The organism is Cognatundibacterium rugosum (assembly GCF_014284365.1).
Taxonomy (GTDB): Bacteria; Pseudomonadota; Gammaproteobacteria; order Burkholderiales; family Burkholderiaceae_D; genus Undibacterium; species Undibacterium rugosum.
The window spans coordinates 286,697-308,373 of sequence record NZ_JACOGG010000002.1; the positions used below are offsets into that span (position 1 = coordinate 286,697).

Annotated in this window: 12 protein-coding genes; 3 read left to right on the plus strand and 9 right to left on the minus strand. The window is 54.9% G+C overall.

Going from position 1 to position 21,677, the window contains the following annotated elements; translation table 11 throughout:
• Nucleotides 1–199: 199 nt before the first annotated feature.
• Nucleotides 200–4,957, minus strand: a complete 4,758-nt coding sequence (locus H8K47_RS02990) for an NAD-glutamate dehydrogenase (protein ID WP_186879937.1) — start codon at nt 4,955–4,957, stop codon at nt 200–202.
• Nucleotides 4,958–5,527: 570 nt separating this feature from the next.
• On the opposite strand from H8K47_RS02990, the gene H8K47_RS02995 reads away from it, so the two are divergent.
• Nucleotides 5,528–6,004, plus strand: coding sequence for a hypothetical protein (locus H8K47_RS02995; protein WP_186879938.1), 477 nt, complete (start codon nt 5,528–5,530; stop codon nt 6,002–6,004).
• 42 nt (nt 6,005–6,046) lie between these two features.
• Here the strand turns inward: H8K47_RS02995 and H8K47_RS03000 are convergent, their stop codons facing one another.
• The 4 genes from H8K47_RS03000 to H8K47_RS03015 all read right to left on the minus strand — a co-directional run bounded on the left by H8K47_RS03000 (nt 6,047) and on the right by H8K47_RS03015 (nt 10,019).
• Nucleotides 6,047–6,910, minus strand: a complete 864-nt coding sequence (locus tag H8K47_RS03000) for a hypothetical protein (protein WP_186879939.1) — start codon at nt 6,908–6,910, stop codon at nt 6,047–6,049.
• Between the two features lie 37 nt (nt 6,911–6,947).
• Nucleotides 6,948–7,754, minus strand: a complete 807-nt coding sequence (locus H8K47_RS03005) for a glycoside hydrolase family 16 protein (RefSeq protein WP_186879940.1) — start codon at nt 7,752–7,754, stop codon at nt 6,948–6,950.
• A 2-nt stretch (nt 7,755–7,756) separates the two neighbouring features.
• Complete coding sequence (locus H8K47_RS03010) at nt 7,757–8,278, minus strand: hypothetical protein (protein ID WP_186879941.1); 522 nt, start codon at nt 8,276–8,278, stop codon at nt 7,757–7,759.
• Between the two features lie 67 nt (nt 8,279–8,345).
• Entirely contained in the window at nt 8,346–10,019 is a 1,674-nt protein-coding gene (locus H8K47_RS03015; RefSeq protein ID WP_186879942.1) for a M20/M25/M40 family metallo-hydrolase, read from the minus strand.
• Nucleotides 10,020–10,335: 316 nt separating this feature from the next.
• Between H8K47_RS03015 and H8K47_RS03020 the strand changes: the two genes are divergently transcribed.
• Nucleotides 10,336–11,265: a peptidylprolyl isomerase gene (locus tag H8K47_RS03020; protein WP_186879943.1), complete on the plus strand. Its 930-nt coding sequence runs from the start codon at nt 10,336–10,338 to the stop codon at nt 11,263–11,265.
• An 89-nt stretch (nt 11,266–11,354) separates the two neighbouring features.
• On the plus strand, nt 11,355–13,409 hold the full coding sequence (locus H8K47_RS03025; RefSeq protein WP_186879944.1) for a C1 family peptidase: 2,055 nt from the start codon (nt 11,355–11,357) through the stop codon (nt 13,407–13,409).
• A gap of 3 nt (nt 13,410–13,412) precedes the next feature.
• Here the strand turns inward: H8K47_RS03025 and H8K47_RS03030 are convergent, their stop codons facing one another.
• The 4 genes from H8K47_RS03030 to H8K47_RS03045 form a co-directional block, all read right to left on the minus strand.
• Nucleotides 13,413–15,290: a M66 family metalloprotease gene (locus H8K47_RS03030; protein WP_186879945.1), complete on the minus strand. Its 1,878-nt coding sequence runs from the start codon at nt 15,288–15,290 to the stop codon at nt 13,413–13,415.
• Nucleotides 15,291–15,465: 175 nt separating this feature from the next.
• The gene (locus H8K47_RS03035) at nt 15,466–16,491 is read right to left on the minus strand and encodes a type II secretion system F family protein (protein WP_186879946.1); all 1,026 of its coding nucleotides are present in this window, start codon (nt 16,489–16,491) and stop codon (nt 15,466–15,468) included.
• A 196-nt stretch (nt 16,492–16,687) separates the two neighbouring features.
• A complete protein-coding gene (locus H8K47_RS03040; protein WP_186879947.1) occupies nt 16,688–19,048 on the minus strand; it encodes a DEAD/DEAH box helicase in 2,361 nt (786 codons plus the stop codon).
• 313 nt (nt 19,049–19,361) lie between these two features.
• The gene (locus tag H8K47_RS03045; RefSeq protein ID WP_186879948.1) at nt 19,362–21,506 is read right to left on the minus strand and encodes a hypothetical protein; all 2,145 of its coding nucleotides are present in this window, start codon (nt 21,504–21,506) and stop codon (nt 19,362–19,364) included.
• Nucleotides 21,507–21,677 lie beyond the last annotated feature (171 nt).

The window sequence follows — 21,677 nt, forward strand, 5'->3', positions numbered from 1 at the left end:
GATCGCTCCCCGGTCAAGTGTGAAGCCCATTATAAAGATGCAATTGCAGCATCTGTGCTGAGCTGCAATGCTCAGACACAAAAAACAACAGCCCGCCCAGTATTCGCTGAGCGGGCTGTCTGCCATCATATTGCGGCCGTGCTTGTTATCCCCGGCGTGCCTGCTTCAAAAAATCCGGGCACACCAGACACATGCCCCCTTAGGCCAGATGACGCAATTCACGCATCGCGACGGAGACCGGTGCCAGATCGGCGGCCTGGGCGCTGATGGTGGATAACAGCGTATTCAGGCGTTCGATGGCTGTCAGATGGCGCTGACGCCAGTCGGCCAGCGTTTCCTGACGTGACAGCAGGCCACGTGTGATCTGACTCGCAATCGAATACACATCATCACGCGCACTGCCACGCGCCTGCGTCTGCCACAGCGTATCCGTCGGCAGGCGGTTGATCTGATTGCGCCAGCCACTCAGTCCCAGCTCATCATCCACCCCGAAATACGCACGTGCGGTGGTTTCGATGTCATTACCAGTGCTGCCAGCCAGATCGACCAGATCCAGTGCCGGGAAGATGAATTCCAGCGCGGTCAGGTCTTGTGCCAGTTTCGCTTCCACACCTGCCTGCGTCAGTGCATCGGCCTCATGCTGCCAGGCCGCACGGGCATTAGCAGGCAGCCAGTTTTCCAGCTGGCCACGCAGTTCACGTGCGGCTGGCTGGAAGCGCTGAATCAGGGTAGGCATATCACTGCTCTGGGCACGGATACGCAACATCCAGCGCGAAGCACGCTGGGTGATGGCGATCAGTTTCGACAACAGATCCAGCTGCAACTTGCCATCGACTTTGTAATCGAGCGCATCGATCTGATCCCACAAGACTTCCAGATCGAAAATCTCACGCGCCAGCGTGAAGGCACGGATCACATCCGCAGCACTGGCACCGGCTTCAGAGGCGATGAAATTGACGAACGTCGCACCGGCGCGGTTGACCACGGTGTTGGTGATATAGGTCGCAATGATTTCACGCTTGAGCGGATGGGCTGCAATCGCGTCGGCGAAACGCTCAGACAAAACTTGCGGGAAGTAAGCCTTGAGCGCACGGCTGAAGAAAGGATCATCCGGCAAATTCGATGCCACCAGTTCATCGAACACCGACATCTTGGCATAGGCCAGCACCACAGCACCTTCCGGTGCAGTCAAGCCTTGCTTACGCGCTTTGCGATGGAAGATTTCTTCATCGCTAGGCAGGTATTCAATCGCGCGGTTCAGACGGCCTTGCTTCTCCAGGGTCTGCATCAGTCTTTGCTGACCATCGAGCACATATAGCGGCCGGTGCGCGGCAATATCCAGTGCCTGACTTTGATAGTAATTATCAGTCAGCACCAGATGGCCGACTTCATCCGTCATCGAGGCCAGCAAGTCATTGCGCTGTTTGAGCGTGAGATCACCGGCTTCAACAATCGCACCAACCAGAATTTTGATATTCACTTCATGGTCGGAGCAATCCACACCGGCCGAATTATCAATCGCATCGGTATAAATGCGGCCACCTTTTTGCGCGAATTCGATGCGGCCATTCTGAGTACAGCCGAGGTTGCCGCCTTCAGCCAGCACTTTGCAGCGCAGCTCATTGCCGTTGACGCGGAAGGCATCACCGGCCTTGTCACCGACCTGGGCATGGGTTTCAAACGTGGCTTTGACATAGGTGCCGATTCCGCCGTTATACAGCAGGTCGACTGGTGCCTGCAAAATCACACGCAACAATTCCACCGGCGTCAGTTCTTCCGTTTCCACACCCAGCACGGCGCGAGCCTGAGGGCTCAGACGTATCGATTTAGCGCTGCGCGGATACACGCCACCACCTTCGGAAATCAGCTTCTTATCGTAGTCATCCCAGCTAGAGCGCGGCAGATTGAACAGACGCTGACGCTCTTTAAATGAGGTGGCCACATCCGGTGCCGGATCGATGAAAATATGACGGTGATCGAAAGCAGCAACCAGCTTAATCTGTTCCGATAACAGCATGCCGTTACCAAACACGTCACCCGACATATCGCCGATACCCGCCACTGTGAACGGTGTCGTCTGGGTATTGATGCCCATGGAGCGGAAATGGCGCTTGACCGATTCCCAGGCACCGCGCGCGGTAATGCCCATCTTCTTGTGATCGTAACCCACCGAACCACCGGAAGCGAAAGCATCACCTAACCAGAAACCGTAATCCGCTGATACGCCGTTGGCGATATCAGAGAAAGTCGCCGTGCCTTTATCCGCCGCCACCACCAGATAAGGATCATCCGGATCATGGCGCACCACTTGCGCCGGTGCCACCACCGCGCCTTTGACGATATTGTCAGTAATGTCCAGCAGGCCGGACAGGAAGATCTTATAGCAAGCCACGCCTTCAGCCTGATAGGCTTCGCGTTCGGACGCCGGCGGTGCATTTTTCAGCACAAAGCCGCCTTTGGAACCAACCGGTACGATCACGGTATTCTTGACTTGCTGCGCTTTGACCAGACCCAGAATCTCAGTACGGAAATCCTCGCGCCGGTCAGACCACCTCAAGCCACCGCGCGCGACTTTGCCGCCGCGTAAATGCACACCTTCCACCCGTGGCGAATAGACCCAGATTTCAAACAAAGGCTTAGGCTCAGGCACGCCCGGCACTTCACGCGGGTTGAGTTTAAAACTCATGTAAGGCTTGAATTGCCCATCGGCCGTGGTTTGCCACAAATTGGTACGCAGGGTCGCCATGATGGTGGCGTAGAACTGGCGCAGGATGCGGTCTTCATCCAGGCTGGCGACATTGGCCAGCTCCGCTTCCAGCTTCTCTTTGATTTGCTGCTGCGCTGTTTCACGGTCACCCGCAAAATCAGGCTTAAAGCGGGCACCAAATAACTCAGCGATCAGCTGGGTGATCGCGGCATTCTTATTCAGTGCCGCTTCGATATACGTCTGGCTGTAAGCAAAGCCCAGTTGTTTGAAGTAGCGGGCACAGGCGCGTAACACAGCGATAGAGCGCGCATCAAGTGCGGTATTGAGTACCAGACGGTTCAGATCATCGCTCTCCACATCGCCTTTCCAGACTTGCGAGAACAGGGTTTCAAACCTGCCCTTGATCGCGGATAAATCCGTCGTCGCAGGCAGTTGCAGACCCAGATCATGTATCCACAGATTGTCATTGCCATTCAGGATCTGGTAAGGATGCTCGTCCAGCACGCGCGCACCCATGTGCTCCAGTACCGGCAAGGAATCAGACAAGGCGACTTTGCTGGTGTTATAGATCTTAAAGCGCAGTACGCCTGCCTCCGCATCGAGCGGGCGATACAGCTTGACCACCATCGGTGCAGCGGGCGTCAGGCTGGCCAGCATTTCTGCATCCTCGGCGCCAACCAGCGCCGAGAAATCTTCACGATAGGCAGTTGGGAAAGCGTCGGAAAAACGGTTGGCCAGCGCCAGCCCGCCACCTTCGCCATGGGTGCGCAGTAATTCTGCAGTACAGTCATCTTCCCAGCGCTGCGCCAGCTTGGCGATACGGGCTTCGAGTGCGCCCAGATTCACATTTTGTGGTGCGCGTTCCTTGGCTCTGACCTGGTAATGAATACGGGCCAGCGGACTATCGGTCAGCATAGGCGTGAATTCTATCGACTGACCATTGAGTGCATACATCAATTCGTTGCCGACTTTGACGCGTAATTCCGTGTTGTAGCGGTCACGCGGCACAAACACCTGCGCTGAAGTGAAGCGGCCAAACGGATCACGGCGCAGGAACAGACGGGTGCGCTGGCGCTCTTGCAGACGCAGGATGCCTATCGCGTGCTCCGTCAGGGTTGCAGTGTCGATCTGGAATAACTCATCGCGCGGATAATCATCCAAAATCGCTTGCAAGGCTTTGGCTGCATGGCTTTGCGGCACCACGCCGGAACTTTGCATGACGTCTGCCACGCGTTGACGTACGCGCGGGATTTCGCTGACCGGTGCAGAATACGCGGTGGACGTGTACAAACCCAGGAAGCGCGATTCACCGATCACTTTACCTTGTTCGTCATAGCGTTTAATCGCGACATAATCGAGCCAGGCCGGACGGTGTATGGTGGCGCGTGTCATCGCCTTGGTCACCAGCAGCGTCTCATCGGACTCCATGATGGCCTGCACTTCTGGCGGCAGATAAGCCAGGCTGGTCTGTACTTTGCCACGCAAAATACCCAGACCGGATTCAGGAATCGCCACCAGCGTGACTTTATCGCCATCCTTGCGCAACTCGTAATCGCGCGCACCGAGGAAAGTAAAGTGACGGTCTTCCAGCCAGCGCAGGAAGGCCACGCCTTCATTGGCGGTCTGCGCCGGTGCATGCTTCTCACAAGCGCTGCTGACTTGCTGCACACGTTCCAGCATGGCGGACCAGTCGGTCACAGCGGCACGTACATCGGCCAGCACCGCCAGTAATTCTTTCGCCAACACCTGCTGATCCGCTGCACTCACGATGCGGTCGCATTCGACCATGATCAGCGATTCAACCGGATCATCGCGGCCAGCAGCCTTGGCAGCCGCGACCGAACTGACGGCACTGATCTGTCCCTGCGCATTGCGTTGCACGCTCATCAGCGGATGCACGATCCAGTGCGCGGTACGGCCACTGCGGTTAATCGCCATCGTGACCGAATCCACCAGAAAAGGCATATTGTCATTGACGATCTGCACGACCGTGTGTTCGCTCACGAAGCCGTCTTCGGCCAGCGTAGGATTAAACACCCTGACGGCAGGCGTGGCGGCGGCACGTGGTGCATCCAGTAAACGCCAATGCGCATTTGCCTGTGCAAAGAGGGTGGCTGGCCCACGGGTCGTGATTTCGTCGGGATCGGTGTTCTCGAAATAAGCTGCCAAAAAAGGACCTTGTCGGTCAGCAGCAGGGCCAGGATGGGCTTGCGCATAAGCGATCAGCTCTACGAAGTGCGTGGTGGTCATACGTTCTCCTTCGGGTGGGAAGATACGGGAAAATCACTGCGAATTCATTGCCAGCCGCCAGTATCCTCTAAACTGCGAAAGGCGACAAATGCCTTTACCTGTTTCTGCAGATAAAAATTACTGGATGACTGAGGATTTTTGTGCTGACTCAATGCCGTGCTGCAGCAAAAACGCTGGATATGCGGGCTGTTGCTGCTTCAGGGGAGTATGTTGCGGCGCGTTGGGTTGTCTTCTCCGTGGGTTTGACGGTGCTGACAGTAACATGGGCGAGATGTTGGGTGTTTGCGTAGTTTGGGCGCTCAACAAATGTATTTCTGGCGGAAGCCAAGCATCTCCCATGTGACTACGCTGCCATGCGGTGCATTGTTAAGTGCCTGACTTAATATTGCCAACACTGACTAGGTTTTTGCTGCGCAAACTCCGCCACCGTTCCCTAAGTCGCTGAAATACGGCAGAATGCCTGTCCCACCTTGCAATCCCCTGGCCTGAATCAGGCGCGTGATGCAGCGGTGGCTACCTTGAGAACAGCAGCGCATCAGCACAGACTGATGCCGATACGGAGAAACACAGATGGCAAATCGTTGGGCGCACGAAGAATTTACTTTTATCTCTGACCGGCACTGGGAAAAAATCCCGAATCAAAGTGATGACGGCAGGCTGCAATTGTTTTGTCCGGAAACCGGTACCTCGCTGGCGCTCAGTATGGAAGCGATGGATATTCCTAAAAATAAAATTGAGAGTGTCGCCAAGTCTCTGATGGAAGCACGCAAATTTGCGCATGTACGCGGCATTCAGGACATGATGCAAAGTAATGAAGTACCGGATCTGCAGTTTGTCGAAGAACACATAGGTCCAAATGCGGGCGGCAATGGTTATGAAGTGGTGTATGAAGGCAGTCTGCCAGGCAAGAATTTCTTTGGCTTTCTGGGCTTTGTGAGTCAGCGCAAAATCGTCAATCTGATCGTGGTCACCCCCTTTTCTTATGCCAAAGGGCATGCTGGCATGTTCCGTGAAGTGGCTGGCGGTTTTTCGGTGGTTTTGCCCTGAGTCTGATGTAGCGCTGACCGCCTGAGCACGGCCAGCGCCAGCTTACTGCCCCGGTGTATTTGCAAAAGGCCGCGCCGCATTCACATGCAGAGTGTGCTGTCTGCCATCTGACCCGCGATAGGTATAGCGGAATGCGGCACCCGGAAACTGTATGCCCAGTACCTGCCCGGCTTCGTCCAATGCCACGTAAATATTGCCGCGTCCCAGACCCGAAGTCCCTGTCGTTTTGGAGCGGCTGCTGTCGGCATAATGGGGCAGCGTCGATGCATCGATCACAGGCATTTGCATGACCACTGCCGTGGATGGTGGCAAACTGGATTGCTTACGTTGCAGCAGCGTCTGTAACTGAACCAGCGCGTCGGCCTCCAGCGGTTGCAGCGGACCGGCTGCGATCATCACATGGCCGGTATCCGCTGCCTGCGCACTATCTGGCGGCGCATTCACGCAATGCTGATTCAGACACCAGCTGACCACATCACCGGCACGCAACTCACGCAAATCGCGCACACCTTGCCAGCCCTGTGCCGTACCGTTGCCCAGCGTAGCAAAAAACTGCTGATACACATAAGCCTGAGGCCATTTCTGCCTGTCCTTCAATTGTTGCGCGAACTCACGGATTGCGTTCATAGACTGCGGTGCCGTGCGGCTGAGTACATAGCTGACCCAGCCTGAACAATCGGTAACGACCCGGTAACTGCCATCCTGCTGCTGCACGATATCAGGCTGCGCGGCTGCGCCAGTCTGGCCGCGATGGGTGTAGCGGGTATCGCTGAGCTGCCCCAGGATACGCTCAGCCAGGGCATAGGTGTCCGCCGCCTGGTCGGCCTGTGCCTGGCCGGTACAGCAAAACAACATCACAAGCATTCCAGCCAGCGAAGCTGGCTTGCACATCGATGTATTTTGCATGACTGTTCTCCGGCTGATGTTTGCGGCAGCACCAGGTTTATGGCTGCTGCCAGACCTTGACCCACTCCACATCCATACGATATGGGCTTTGTTCGCGCGTGCCATAGCCTTGCGGCAGCAAGGGCCCGGCCCAGCCCCGGTCTTTCAGCTCACAGGTCAGGCGGATTTCCTGGGCCACCTGTGAAATCGCCTGTGTGGTACGCCAGCGTTCTGTGCCATCGACGTAAAACACGTATTCCTGCGGGGTCCACAATAAGCCATAGGTATGCCAGCTGCCATCGAGCGATACAGGCGACAGCCATTTTCCACCCAGATGCTGATGCTGTTCGCGGTAGCCATCCCAGTGCAGGTTAAACGAGGCCAGCTGGCTCACGTCCTTGCCCTTCATATCGGTCAGTCTGTGCTCGATGATATCGATCTCTACCCCGGAGCGTTGCGGGTCGCCTGTCCATTTTCCCAGCGTAGGCGACTGCAGCCAGAATGCACAATGTCCACCCGGCGCATCCTGAAAGCGGATGCGCGACTCGGTATAGCCATAGCGAAAACTATATTTGCCAGCGGTGCTCAAAAAACCGCTGTAATGCTGACCCTGCTCGCTGTAAGTACGGATATGCAAACCCTGTGCATCCACGCTGACCGCGTCTGCCGTCAGTTGCGCCGCGTCGCGCAGGTAGCTGGCTGGCGTCCAGCGCTTCAGATCGAGCTGCTCCCCCTGAAACAGATCTTGCCAGACCAGTTGATAGCCATCTGGCGGCGCAGCCTGCGCAGTGCTGCAATAGAACAGCCCATGTAGCAACGCAGTCAGCACAGGCGTGGCAATTCGCGCGGATAGGTGATGCTTCATTGTCACACCGGATGATGATCATGCAGGGAACAGGCCTGTACCCTGGCGCCGAAGAAGCTGGCTTGTAATTGAAATGCCTGCAGCAAGCGCTGGCGTCCGGCTTCATCTTCAGGCAGTGCAAACACGACCTTCAGAAACTTAGGCTGATGGCCTGCCGGTGCAGTCCGGCTGTGACCAATATCGGCTGCCAGCAAATCCTGCTCCAGCAAGCTCATTACATCGGGCTGTGCCGGATGCTGAGCTGCACGCAGCGCATTCAGGATCTCGGTTTCCGTGATCTGCACCGTGTCATGTTCACCCTGAAATTTTTTAACCCCGGCGATATTCACTGCGATGCCGCCGGTGATCTCATATTCCAGCGGTGCCACTCTTTCATAGTGGAATGCTTCCCAGCCCGGCAAGCCGCGCTTAGCCTGCGCCACACTGGCCATCGCGGCCGCCACGCTGCCACCGCTGCTGATCATACCGACCGGCAGCATGTCTTCCAGCGTATCCGGCACAGGGGTATTTGCTGTATCTGTCATGACCAAGTCCTATTCTGAAAAAGTTCTAAACAACGCCAGCCTGCATTGTATGCCAGCGCCAGCCGCTTTATTTCAGGCTTTCAGTTTTGTTTTCAATCGCGTCTTTGGCCGCATCCTTAGTTGCATCTTTAGTTGTATCTTTAGGCGGATCTTTCGGCATGGGTTTGCGCGGTAACAGTTCATTGCGATTGGCAGCGTGGGCCACAAAGCTGGCCACAATCAGCGCGGCCTGACTCAGGTCGGCTTTTTGCACTTTGTCGTACACGTCGATATTCGAATGATGGGTACGTGTCATGTAATCCATCTGATCCTGAATAAACTGAAAACCCGGTACGCCCACACTGTCGAAGCTCACATGGTCAGTGCTGCCCGTCTTGCGCAAGGTGGTGGTGGTCGCGCCCAGATCGGCAAACGGTGCCAGCCAGGCGTCAAATACCGGCTTGACCGCCACATTGTTTTCAGCATAGATGCCACGGATTTTGCCAGCGCCATTATCGAGATTGAAGTAAGCAGAAATCTTTGCATGCTGCGGCTTTACCTGCAGTGGTCCGGCCGGTTTGCGTAAAAACACAGGTAAGGTTTTTTCAGCCGGATCTGTGCTGTCCGGACGCGCCGCGACCCATTGCTGCACATAGGCACGGGAACCGAGCAAGCCCTGCTCTTCCCCACCCCAGAGCGCAAGGCGTATGGTGCGGCGCGGCTTGATGCCTGACTCTTTGAGCAAACGCACGGCTTCCATCATCACCGCGACACCAGCCGCATTGTCAGTCGCGCCGGTAGCACCATGCCAGGAATCCAGATGCGCCCCCAACATGACGATTTCATCCTTTTTATCGCTGCCCGGAATATCGGCGATCACATTCACTGCTGCCTGCGCATCTTCGTCTTCAAAGCGTGCGTCGACCTGCACTTCCAACTCGACCGGCTTCTTTTTTTCCAGCAAACGGTACAGCCGGTTATAGGCTTCACTCGCCAGCACCAGCGCCGGAATCTGTGCCGATTCGCCCATCTTATACGAGCCGCCGCCCTGTACGAATACCGTGCCATCCTCACCACGCGACACATGCAGGGTCGCGATCACTTTTTCTGCACTCAGAAAACTTTGTAGTTTCTTCTGGAATTGCTGCTGCTTCTGAAATGTCTGACCATCAGCGCGACGCGCAGCACCAGGCTCCAACTCCATTTTCTGCAGATCTTCCAGTTCCTGACCGGTATAGCGTTTCGCATCACCCGTCAGATGCGGCTTAAAGCTTAGCGGCTCATCCAGCAATACCAATGCATCGCTGAGCTTGCCCTTCCATTTTTGCAGTTCTTCTTCACTGCTAAGTCTGGCGATCACCGCACGGCCACGCTGCACACCACGGGTACCCGGCGTCCAGGCTTTAGGAATCGCCAGCAAATCGAGTGGCATCGGGCTTAGCATACGCAGACTCGCATGCTGATACGACCAGCCCAACCCGAACGGCGCAAAGCTCTCACTGTGCACATTTTGCAAACCCCAGTGACGTAATTGTGACTGGCTCCAGTCCACCGCTTTCTTTAACCCGGCAGAGCCGGTCAGACGTGCGCCTATCTCGTCGGTCAATACCCCCAGATGCTCATGCGCTTTAGGATGATTCAGCGCCTCATCGCGCAGGCGGTTAATCAGCTCCAGATCAGTCTTTTCTTCCGAAGCGAACACGTAGCCGTAGGGTAAAGTCAACAGCAGCAGACAGCACAGCAGTTGGGAAGGCAGGTGCATCGTGGTCTCCTCAGGTAAATTGTTGTGATCCTGACTATGAACCGCAAAGCTGCACTTGGTTCCATTACGTACGCTATGGACAGGTATTTTTTTAGCTCAGGCAAGGAATTATCTTGCTGAGTACGCATCTAAAGACGGTGAAAACCCTGATCTACGCAGATTTTGCTGATTTTTTCGCTACAAATAGTAAGGAAGCGTGAATACTTGGCAAATTCACAGGTAGAATTCAGCGTCAAATTAATTTGAATGCATGAGCCTGTTGCTCATGCAAAAATGCTTATCCGCTGCACAGCAGTTCAACTTTAAGGAAATATTCATGTCGATCAAATCCCGCGTCGTTCTGGGTAGTGCCATTGCGCTGTTCGCGCTGAGCGCTTGCAATGATAAAGATAAAGCTGCCTCTGCATCTGCAGAGAAGGATGCTGTGGCTGCGACCGTCAACGGCGCACCTATCGGCAAAAAACAACTGGATCAGATCATGTTGCAGCAAGCTGCACAAGGTCTGCCTGACAATGCGGAAACACGCAAAATGGTGATCGACAACCTCGCGATGCAAATCATCGTAGCGCAGGAAGCGGTCAACAAAGGTATCGATAAGACACCGGAAGTCAAAGAACAGCTGGAAATGACACGTATGTCTATCCTGGCTAATTCCTACGTCAAAGACTATATGAAAAATGCTGCAGTGACTGACGAAGCACTGAAAGCAGAATACGACAAATTCAAAACAGCAGCAGGCGGCAATGAATTCAAAGCACGCCACATTCTGGTTGAAAAAGAAGACCTGGCAAAAGAACTCATCGCGAAAATCAAGAAAGATCCTAAGTCTTTCGACGCGCTGGCAAAATCCAATTCCAAAGATCCTGGTTCTAAAGACAAAGGCGGCGATCTGGGCTGGTTCAATGCACGTAACATGGTGCCTGAATTCGGTGATGCAGTCGCTAAACTGGAAAAAGGTAAGTTCACTGAAGAGCCAGTCAAATCCCAGTTTGGCTATCACGTGATCATTCTGGACGATACCCGTCCGGTGACCGTTCCTGCCTTGGATGACATCAAAGCGGGTCTGACCCAACAGCTGCAACAGGAAAACCTGAAGAAGATGCTGGAAGACCTGAAAAAGAAAGCAAAGATTGAAATCATCGGCGCTTCTGCATCTGCATCCGCATCGGCTTCTGCCTCCGCTACAGCAGCACCTGCGGCATCGGTACCAGCTTCTGCATCTGCATCCGCTGAAGCGAAAAAATAAAATAAGCTGTTAGTACTTAACACATAGTACAGTCAGATTGCACAGCCCCGGCTTGGAAACAAGGCGGGGCTTTGTTTTGGAGCCTGCCCATGTCTTCTCGTTCAAACCAACTCAGCCAACTTCCTTACAGCGTCGCACTGCAAACCGGTGCGCATGCCGACCGGCTCGATCTGCGCGACCGCAGCTTTGTACCGGAGGTGCGTCATCTGCCGCAGCAATTTCCGGATGCAGCCTGCGTCAGTCAGCGCTGGCCGGACTATCTGGCAAACTATGTCATGAATCAGGGCAGTGATGGCGCCTGTACCGGCTTTGGGCTGGCTGCAGTCATCCATTATCTGAACTGGCTGCGTGGCCAGCCAGTCAGCCTGCGCAGTGCGCGCATGCTGTATCACCTGGCGCAGTTTTACGATGAGTGGCCAGGTGAGGATTACACCGGTTCCAGCTGTCGAGGTGCCCTAAAAGGCTGGCACAAGCATGGTGTATGTGCAGCCAGCCTGTGGCCATACACGGTCAAAGCGAACGGCAAGGTGCCAGCGTTTGAAGCCCCACAGCCGGGCTGGGCTGACGATGCACTGAGTTGTATGCTGGGCGTGTATTACCGTGTCGATCAAGACGATATCACGGCCATGCAGGCCGCCATCGCGCAAAGCGGTGCGCTATATGTGTCGTCAGCAGTGCACGCAGGCTGGGATCATCCGAAAAAGCCGGGCGCTGGACGCAGCCCTGCCGTTCTCAGCCTGCTGGATTTACCGGTGATACAGCCACATGCGCAGAATCAGGGCATGCATGCGTTTGCGCTGATTGGCTATACCACGCAGGGCTTTGTCGTGCAAAATTCCTGGGGGAGTGACTGGGGCAGACAGGGGCTGGCTATTCTGCCTTACGAAGACTGGCTGCAACATGGCAGCGATGCCTGGACCTTCGCGCTCGGGGTGCCTGTCAGCACGTCCAGCACACAACACGGCAAGCTGCCTGTGGCTTACCGGCACAACAGCAAGCATCACCAGCATCAGTTAAGCCAGACACAGCAAAACGCCAGGCTCAGTCTGGATCAGGCTTACAGCATGAGCCTGATCCTGGACAGCAGCGCGCGCGTGATACAAAGGTTGCTGCCATTTGCCGATGCGGCTGCCACGGTAGACTATATCGCGCATCAGGCGCCACTGACCTGGCATACCCACACCAAGCAGCGTGGCCCGCTCAGGCTGGCAGTGATCGCACAAAGCGGCCTTTGTGATGAAGCGCAGCAGATACAGGAAAATGCAGTCAGTGCGACAGCATGGCTGGCGCAAGGCATTTATCCGGTCTTCATGAGCTGGAATAATGGTTTCACTGGGCTGCAACAAGAACTGCATACGCAATACGCACAACAAAGCTCATCCGCAGCGCTAAACCGCAGCATCGAGGCGCAAGCCGATGCGCTGGGCTGGAAAGCGCGCTGGACGCAGATGAAACACCATGCCTGGCTGGCAGCGCAGGCTGATCAGCCGCCACGTGCACTGCATGTGCTGCTACGCGTACTGAGTCAATTGCAACGCGACTGTGACGAACAAGGTATCAGGCTGGATATACATCTGATCGGCGACCGCGCCGGAGCTTTACTGACGGGACAAATGATTGCGAGTGGCAATGATCTGCACTTCGCCAGTGTGCAATTGCTTGCCCCCGCCTGTAGCCTGGATTTTGCACTCAGCCACTTCGGGCCGGCCTTGCACAAACAGACGCTGCATCCGCAGCAGCTGAAAATTTACTGCATCGCCGAACAGGCGCTGCAGCAGACGCACTTTGCTGATGTGTACCAGGGTGGCTTACTGTATTTGATTGCGAATGCACTGGAAGACCGTTATCAGACGCCGCTGCTGGGCCTGGCCAGTGCCCTCGATGCCGGAGCTGCACAGCAAGCACACTGGCATCCGGCCTGCCGTAAAGATCTGCAATGGTGGCATCAGCTGTTTTGGCAAGGCACGCCGCCGCAGGATTTCGCGCGTCACGGCGACGGACTGACGGCCAGACAGCGCAAGCAACTACGCCTGATTGCGCCAGAAGCACTTAGCAACACTGCAGCTGGACAAGCACATCCGGCGCGCGACGCCTTGCTGCAAGAACTGATCAGTACCATCAAAGCGACAAAGCGCGAACGCTAAACCTTAATAAGAACTGCTCATCACTACCCGCGCACTGCTGATCTGCACCGGCGTCAGCCGCCACACCAGCGGTGTATCGAGCAATTCCAGCTTACGGATTTGAGCAGCGTTTTTGGCTGGAATATTGATGGCCCAGCTTCGCTGACTTTTGCCATTGAGCGGGTCGTCGACACCGGTATCGAAGGTTTCGGGATATGAATATTTTCTGAAACCTTCTTTCAACACACGATAAATCTGACTGCCATCGGAAAAGGTGACGCGCAGCGTGTAATCGCAACCGGAAGTGTGGCAGTACCACATATATTCAGGATTGCTGCCATTCTGGGTGTAGGGGAAAATTTTACTGAGCTGCGCCGTCACGGTCGGATCGATGGTCTCAATCAGATTGCCCTGATGCGTGACCGGTTCATAAAAACGTGAAGCCCCGGCGGTTGCCGCATTGCTATACGTCGCCACAATGGTATGCACAGGCACGTTCTGGCTCAGCGGCAAATTCTGCTTAATCCCATAGGCAGCGAAGTGACCGGTTTTTGGCGTGTAATCAGTCCAGGCCGCGCGACTGCTGTCCCAGCCCGACAAACCGGTGGCAGAAGCTGAATCCGCTTTAATTTGCCCCTGTATCCAGCGTTGTATGCGGGCGGTATTGAAATCGGAAAACAAGGAAAACCTGTACTTAGGATCGCTGCCGCTATCTGCATCATCCATAGGATCTTTGCGATAGCAACGTCCCTGCTCATCGAGCTGATACGCATTGTTCGTGCGGCACCAGGTAAAACGCGGTGCAGTCGGTGCCATCCGTGGATTGCGGAATTCACGGGTCGCCATATTGTAGCCCCAGGCTGAACCTTTGACTGAGCCTGCGATGTATGGAAATTTTCTGGTACTGGCATCGTTGTATTCGCTGTTTGAATGTCCAAGTCCCATCGCATGACCAGTTTCATGCAACAAAAAACCGTAGGTATTACCCCCGGCGCCGACGCCGGAACCAATCACGCTGACACCTCCCCCTATCCAGGCCAATTGGTTCAGGGACTGAACCGACTTATCAATTGCGATGATGGAGGCATAAGTCACACGATTCATCGCCATCTCCCCATTGGCGAGATGGATCTGATAGGCCAGATCATTCGCCGTGTCGATCAGGTGTGCGCCGTCGCGGAGTTCATGATGAGAACTGACCACATAAGCAGCAGCGCCAGCTTTGGGCGGAATCACCATCGCATCTGCCACAAACTGCCCCAGCGGATGATTGCTGACCTTGACCTGCGAAGCGGGCCAGGTCGCTGCGGCCTGCTGTTGAGCTGCCGCATCCATATGCATTACACGCTCGTTATCCAGATTCAGACCGGTATTGGCATTAGTAGCGCCAAACAGTACAAAAGGCAGTATCTGCATCTGCAATTCGGTATTGGCACCAACCGTGATCGCGACCGGCTTGCTGACATCGTAATTGCTGGCGGAAACGCGCAGGCTGATGCCGGGCTGTACCAGATTCGCTGGCAGAGTCAGGCTCCATAAGTCACTGCCGTAAGGGGTGTCGAGTCCCTCGGAAGGTGGCAATTGAGCGGGTGGCGTCAAAGCCAGCTTGCCTAATACTGCGCCATCCTTGAGCACTTCCACAACCGGATTTTGTACATCTGCACTGCCCAATCTCAACAAAACCAGCGCATCGCGCTGCGCTGCCAGCGTCAGCGGTGCGCTATTGGCGATGCTCCAGTTCAGTCCATCCGGCGGTATCAGATGGGTCTGGGCAACCTCTGCCTTGCTAATGAGCAAAGCAGTCCTGGCTGCGACCGGCGGTGTACCGCCAGCTGCACCGCCCTTTCCATCGCTGCCGGCATTACCCGTGCCACCGCCACCACAAGCTGACAAAATCAGCATGGCTGCTGCGCAGGCGCATGCCGAAAAAGGAAATGCAGAAAATCTGGCTGAGGAGTTTGGCTGTTTCACGATTTCACCTGTAGACGTATGCCTGTACGATAAGGCAAACATCACAGCAGGTGAATTGTACTTTGGTGCAAACCTGCTTGGCAGGTCACGTCGGTGAATCAGCGATTCAAACTGCAGGCAGCCCACCCTGATTGCCGAATCCGACATCGGCTGGCATGCGTGGCATGATGCCTGGGCCGGATAGTAATTGCATCGTCATCCAGACGGCGATCACAGCATAAAACAGGCGTGGTAACCAATCCGCCAGTTGACGCCAGCTATCCGCCAGCTGCGCATTTTCCTGTGCCGCATAACGCAATAAGGTCTCGCTCAGCGTGCCGCTTTGTTCCGCCACATTTAACAAAGGCATGATCGCACCGCTGCCAACATCCGGCACTTGCATCAGCGCCTGATACAGACTGCGACCCGCATGTAATTCCTTTACGGCAGCACGAAAGCGCAAGCGCAGAGCCGGGTTGCGCACAGTCTGGCTGGCCTTGGGCAGCGCATCAAATACCGGCACCCCGGCTTCCAGCAATAGTCCCAGACTTTCATAAAAATTTCTGGCATCGTGGCGCAACTGAAAACGTCCAAGCACAGGCACATGCTGCACGCCCTGCAGCAGGCTGTCAGCGATTGCAGAGTCGCCGCGTTCCAGGGTTTGCCACAAACGCGAAATCAGCCAGGCCAGCACACCCAACAGCAAAAACGGCAGCAACAATCCCCCCAGATAAGCCGTGCCGCTAATCTGGCCGCTGACCAGTTGCGGCAAGGGCCGTACACACAGTGCGATGAATAAAATTAGTAAGGGAAAGCGCAAACGGCTGCGGACTGCCGCGATCTGTGCACTGCGCTGGGTATAGTTATCAGCCAGGCGCTGATACAGCACAGCCGGACTGCCCGCCTGACAGGCCGCACGTAATAACTGACTTTCGAGGTCGCTCAACAAGCCAGCAATTTGACCTGCCGTCGCAATATCCTTACCGCGCTTTAATTCACGCAAGGCACGCTGCACCCTGGGTTGCAGCCGCGCCGGCAAACGCAACAGAGAAAATGCATGATGCGCAGACAGACCGGATTTTTCCATCATTGCCAGATGTGTGAACATTTGCGCACGCACAGAAAACGGCATTACAGGCACAGAGCTGGCCATGCTTAACGGTCCTTTCATATTCAGGTTACAGCGCGATGCAGAACAGCGCAGCGTCAGCTTCTATTCTAAGGCTTGAGTTAATGCACAAAAACAAAAACCCCATGCAGATTCTTTTGCATGGGGTTTTCTGAACCGGATCACAACAAGAAACTGCCTGATTCAGCTTGCCGATACAGCATATGCTTTATTTGGCAGCTTATTTGCCCGACTTGTGACGCGAGGTACCGCTGTTTTTGTCGAACTTGGACGGACGACGTTCGCTACTGCGCGGCGCACCGGCAAAAGATTTTGCACCCGGTTTGCCACCTGTTTTTTCTGCGACGCGACGGTCACCGCCGCTACGTTTGGCACCGGCAGGGAAATCCTGCGCAATACCGCCGCTGGATGGGCCAATTGAGCTGATCTTGATTTGCTTACCGGCGACCCAGACGCCCTTGAGCTGCTGCAGCAATTCCTTAGGCATGCCATCGGGTAAATCCAGTGTGCTGTAATCGTCAAAAATTTCGATACGGCCTATGTATTTAGCTTCCAGTCCGGCTTCATTCGCAATCGCACCCACGATATTCGATGGGGTGACGGCATCCTGTTTACCGACTTCGATACGGTAGCTTTGCATAGGAATCGCGACCTTGGTCTTATCCTTTTTCGGCTTGGCGGCACGCTCTTCCGGTTCTTCGCGCGTGCTGAAGGCACGGTCGACCACCTGATTCAGACGACTGCCCGGTGCGCTGTCCGCGATACGCGGTGCACGCTCTGCACGGTCTGTACGTTCAGGGCGTTCGGTACGCTCGGGACGGGCAGCACGTGGCGCCGGGAAGTCAGCTGCTGCGCCAGTCTCAGCACTGATGCGCAAAGACTGACCCGCCACGCGTACCGATTTCAGATGATCGAGCATCTCGCCCGGCAAATCATCCGGCAAATCGAGGATGGTGTAGTCATCATAAATATCGATACGGCCGATGAATTTGGATTCAATATTGGCTTCGTTCGCAATCGCACCGACGATATTGCCCGGCTTAACGCCATGCTCATGGCCGACGGCGATGCGATAAGTCTGCATCCCAGGTTCGGCAACGCGCGGGCTGTGTTCGCGACGCGGGCCACGTTCAGCACGGTCGTTACGCTCAAAACGATCGCCACGCTCACGCGGTGCACGGTCATTACGGTCACTGCGATCGTTACGTCCCGCACGCTCTTCGCGCCAGCTGTCATCGGCTTTCGGTTCACGCCGGTTTTTATCTAACAGCAGCGGCTCTTCGCCGCGTGCCATTTTCGCCAATGCAGCTGCGATTTCAATCGCAGGCACATTGTGTTCCTGCTCAAAGTCTTCGATCACGGCGGCAAATTCTTCCAGTCCGCCCTGCGCCAGCGTGGTGGCGATCTGATCTTTGAAGCGGGCGATACGCACATTGTTCACAGCCTGTATGGTCGGCAATTCCAACGGTGACACCGGCTGACGGGTCGCACGTTCTATCGCTTTGAGCAGATTTTTTTCGCGTGGAGTAATGAACAGGATTGCCTCACCACTACGACCGGCACGACCGGTACGGCCTATACGGTGGGTATAACTTTCCGGATCATAGGGCACGTCGTAGTTAATGACGTGGCTGATACGCTCTACGTCCAAACCACGCGCAGCCACATCGGTCGCCACCAGAATATCGATCTTGCCGTCTTTCAGTTGCTGGATAGTGCGCTCACGTTGCTGCTGATTGATGTCGCCATTAATCGCTGCTACAGAAAATCCGCGTGCATCAAGCTTGGCGGCCAGCTCTTCGGTACCCAGTTTGGTACGTGCGAAGATGATCATGCCGTCAAAGGTTTCGGCTTCCAGAATACGGGTCAGCGCATCCAGTTTATGCATGCCTGAGACCAGCCAGTAGCGCTGACGGATATTGTCGGCAGTCCCGGTTTTGGCAGCGATGGTGACTTCGGCCGGTTTGTTCAGATAAGTCTGGGCGATACGCTTAATCACCGAAGGCATGGTAGCGGAGAACAGCGCCGTCTGACGGCCCTCCGGCGTTTCTTGCAGGATGCGCTCGACATCGTCGATAAAGCCCATACGCAGCATTTCATCGGCTTCATCCAGCACCAGGGTTTTCAGTGCGGACAAATCCAGCGAACCTTTATCCAGATGGTCAATCACGCGACCTGGTGTACCGACGATCACATGCACGCCACGACGCAGTGCCGATAATTGCGGGCCATAGCTTTGGCCGCCATAAATAGGCAGCACATGAAAGCCGGGTATATGACGCGCATAGGTCTGAAACGCTTCAGCGACCTGAATCGCGAGTTCACGGGTCGGTGCCAGTACCAAGGCTTGCGGCGTGGTCTGACGGATGTCGATGCGCGACAAAATTGGCAAAGCAAATGAAGCGGTTTTACCGGTACCGGTCTGGGCCTGGCCCAGCACATCGCGGTTATCCAGCAAATAAGGAATTGTGGCCGCCTGAATCGGTGACGGGGTTTCATAACCGACATCTTGCAGTGCGCGCAGCAGTGGCGCACTCAGTTCAAGGTCGGCAAAAGATAAGGGGGTGGTGTTTTCTGACATGGCGATGCTCGCTCGTTCGCTCGTATCGCAGGATGCGACAAGATATTTGGGACGCTAGTTTACTCTGTTGTACCCAGTATAGGTGCAGGATAAGGAAAGTTCGCCTGTTTTTTCAGCAAATTAAAGGCAAAAAGCAGACCAGGCAGCGGATATTGCGCCACTTCCTTAACATACAGCCAAGCCTTACCGCTTTGCTGGCCTTGAGCAGCAGCAAAAAAAAAGCCCATCCGGTCAGGGATGGGCTCAATAGTTCGGAGAGTTATTATTATTTTTTCTTATTATTTATTTTTATTATGTGTCCTGCCCTGAACGCTTACCAGGTGAATACCGCGCTGTATTTACCACTGGTAGCACCAGTGCCACCGCTGTAGAACAACACTTTGGCGTACACCACTTTTGCCGCCGTGCCGGTGTTCGCATTGGTCACGGTATCAGCTGCACCCGTGCCGTTGGTGCTGGATGTCAGCTTAGTACCTGTGCTGCTATACAGCTCCAGATCGTAGTCAGAGGTGGAGTTTGGTGTCATCACCACTTTCAGGGTTTTACCGGCCGGTATCGTCACCTTGAAATAATCCACATCAGTACTGGCGCTCATCGTGCCATTCACCGTCGTGTTGGAGGTGCTGATCACGTTAGCTGTCGCGGTGGTGTTATTACTTTCTGTTTCGCTGATGACGGTGCCTGGAGGTACTGCGCCAGCCAGAATATTCTGTGCTTCAAACTTGGCACGGAACGTATTGGCGTACGTCGCGTCGTTCGGGAACAAGGCAGTTGCCGCATTCACGATCGCTGTCGCCATGGCGGGCATCTTCACGTTGGAACCCAGACCAAAATGCGCTTCCAAAATAATCTTATCGACGTTTTCACGTGGTTTGCCAGCCGCGATCAGCGCAACCAGTGACTGGAACAGCGGAGCAGACCACAATTCATCAGACTGGAAGGTCACGCCATTTTCTGTCACCGAGGTATGTGCCGGATAGGATTTCGATGCATTGTATTTGGCATCGGTGCGGTTCAGCATACGGCCACCCCAGCATGCATTATGACCATCCCAGTGGAAGGCCCATTCCGGATGGAAGGTTTTGCCATTGGCGGTGCTGTAAGAATAAGAAGCAGCCCAGTAATCGCCAAAGCCTTCACCCATACCGCCGGTATCACCACCGGTCCAGCTATTGTTGATGTTGTACTGGATGCCGTGACCATATTCATGCAGGATCACGCCCACGTCTTCGCTATCATTGACACAACCATGACCGAAGGCCAGGTAATCCTTGCCGGCTGCCGCAGGCTGGTAATGGGAATTGTCATCACCATTCACACCGTCGGTATCCACATTCAGCGGACGGTTGATGATGGATTTGGAACCGGTGAAACCCAGCGACTGGATATAGCGCTGATTCTGATCCAGGTGGAAGTAAACGTTGGTGTCGTCAAATGCATTATTGCCGCGTTTGGCTGTCCACACGCCATTGGTGGTGGTGCTAGGTGCGGTATTTGGCGCTTCGATATCGGTGATGTTCACGAAAGGACCGGACAGTGTGTAGACGCCATTGGTGACGGTCAGATCACGCAGGGTTTTGGTCGAATACGCAGCATCGAAAGCGCTGGCAGGCGAAGTGTCAGCCAGATTTTCTGTGTTGAGCACAGTACGTGGATCAGGATCAAATACCAGACCGCTACCGTTGACACCGGAAGCCACTGCTGCGACGGCCAGGCTGGTGGCAGTTGGTGCTGCTGCGACTTTGCCCAGTTTGGCAGAGAATGCGGCCGTTTCAGACTGACGGTCCAGCGTGGAGACGTTCAGCTTAGCGCGCTCTGCCAGACTGCGTTCACCGCCTTTGGACATACGTGGCAGCGTGGTCGAATAGGAATCCAGCAATTTTCCGTCAGCAGTGCTGATGTATTGCACAAAGCCGCCGGTTGGCATCTGCGCCGAGATGTTGACTTTATGCGCGAGCTGGAAACCGGCAGGACCCGCAACCCAGACCAGATCGGTCTTTGGTGCAGCCACCAGTTTGTGTTGCACTTTCATATTGGCCCAGGCTTTGTCCAATGCCTGCTCTGCACTGATTTGCTTTTGTACATACAGCTGATTGACAGCATTGGCGTCGGCCTGTGCCGAGACAGGCTTGGTCTCGTTGAAGACTTTCAGTAAGTCGCCTTTGTGACTGATCGAGATAACGATTTCAGCACGATCCACTGGGATGCCGCGCAACATTTGCTGATAGTAGTAATGCTTACCGAGCAGGGAATCCTGCACCTTGGTCAAGACCAAATTATCGAGGCTGGCGGGCAGGCCATATTTGGCTGCGTTTTTAGCCAGCACATCTTTCGCGGAAACGGCTTTTTCGCCGGCGAATATGGTCAGATTTTCTACCGTGTGACTGGCTGCAAATGCGCCGCTGGAAACAGCGGACAAAATGAGTGTTGCGAGGATGGATCGTGATTGAAACCGCATGTGTACTTCTCCCTGTTTATATACATTTCCAGTCAGTTCACTGCCGGAAATCTTTGATTATTTGCGCATCGCTGCGCCCATGTGGCAGCCCCGCCGGGCTAGTGACTTCAACAACGTCGACTCAGTGTAGGGGGAAATGTTGTCCGAGAATAGTAAGCAAAATGACGTCAA

Bases quoted from the DNA above. Each gene is read 5' to 3' on its own strand.
- H8K47_RS03035 (WP_186879946.1), bottom strand. From the start codon at position 16,491: ATGGCCAGCTCTGTGCCTGTAATGCCGTTTTCTGTGCGTGCGCAAATG.
- H8K47_RS03025 (WP_186879944.1), top strand. From the start codon at position 11,355: ATGTCTTCTCGTTCAAACCAACTCAGCCAACTTCCTTACAGCGTCGCA.
- H8K47_RS03020 (WP_186879943.1), top strand. From the start codon at position 10,336: ATGTCGATCAAATCCCGCGTCGTTCTGGGTAGTGCCATTGCGCTGTTC.
- H8K47_RS03000 (WP_186879939.1), bottom strand. From the start codon at position 6,910: ATGCAAAATACATCGATGTGCAAGCCAGCTTCGCTGGCTGGAATGCTT.
- H8K47_RS03010 (WP_186879941.1), bottom strand. From the start codon at position 8,278: ATGACAGATACAGCAAATACCCCTGTGCCGGATACGCTGGAAGACATG.
- H8K47_RS02990 (WP_186879937.1), bottom strand. From the start codon at position 4,957: ATGACCACCACGCACTTCGTAGAGCTGATCGCTTATGCGCAAGCCCAT.
- H8K47_RS03015 (WP_186879942.1), bottom strand. From the start codon at position 10,019: ATGCACCTGCCTTCCCAACTGCTGTGCTGTCTGCTGCTGTTGACTTTA.
- H8K47_RS03045 (WP_186879948.1), bottom strand. From the start codon at position 21,506: ATGCGGTTTCAATCACGATCCATCCTCGCAACACTCATTTTGTCCGCT.
- H8K47_RS02995 (WP_186879938.1), top strand. From the start codon at position 5,528: ATGGCAAATCGTTGGGCGCACGAAGAATTTACTTTTATCTCTGACCGG.
- H8K47_RS03040 (WP_186879947.1), bottom strand. From the start codon at position 19,048: ATGTCAGAAAACACCACCCCCTTATCTTTTGCCGACCTTGAACTGAGT.
- H8K47_RS03030 (WP_186879945.1), bottom strand. From the start codon at position 15,290: ATGCTGATTTTGTCAGCTTGTGGTGGCGGTGGCACGGGTAATGCCGGC.
- H8K47_RS03005 (WP_186879940.1), bottom strand. From the start codon at position 7,754: ATGAAGCATCACCTATCCGCGCGAATTGCCACGCCTGTGCTGACTGCG.